1 protein-coding gene is annotated in these 517 nt (G+C 55.1%); it reads right to left on the bottom strand.

Annotation, left to right across the window (positions count from 1 at the left end):
- Positions 1–517 (bottom strand): ATP-binding cassette domain-containing protein (locus VPR01S_RS21910; RefSeq protein ID WP_040903388.1); only part of this gene is annotated, 517 nt, incomplete at both ends.

Raw genomic sequence — 517 nt, 5'->3', positions numbered from 1 at the left:
GACGGCGCAGCGGACGTCGTTCGTTTTCCGACTTAAGCCCGGTCAGATCGATGCCCTCAAACGTCACTTTGCCTGAATTTGGCTGATACAACCCCGAGATCACGCGCGCAATGGTCGATTTGCCCGATCCGGATTCTCCCACCAGGCCGAAGGTTTCCCCTTCGAACACTTCAAAACTGACGTCATTGGACGCCTGAACATACTCGCGGCGACTTTCAAACAAGGAATCCTTGGTGACAAAACGCAGGTTAACGTGTTCGACATTCAGCAATGGGCCGGTGTACTGGCGCTCATCCTGACTCTGTCCCAGCCAGTGGTTTTTGATGTCCAGCGGCTCCATTTCGGTCGCTTCTTCGATGTAGCTGACCAAAGGAAAACGGTCGAGTTTTTTGTCCGAGCGCGGAACCGCGGAAATCAGGCTGCGGGTATAGGCGTGATCCGGATCGCCAAGCACTTTGGCGGTCGGGCCAAATTCAACCAGATCGCCACGGTACATTACCGCAACCCGATCGGTCAC

It is taken from the genome of Vibrio proteolyticus NBRC 13287 (assembly GCF_000467125.1).
Taxonomy (GTDB): Bacteria; Pseudomonadota; Gammaproteobacteria; order Enterobacterales; family Vibrionaceae; genus Vibrio; species Vibrio proteolyticus.
The sequence above is the reverse complement of the archived record's forward strand: the minus strand, read 5'-3'. Positions and strand labels throughout refer to the sequence as shown.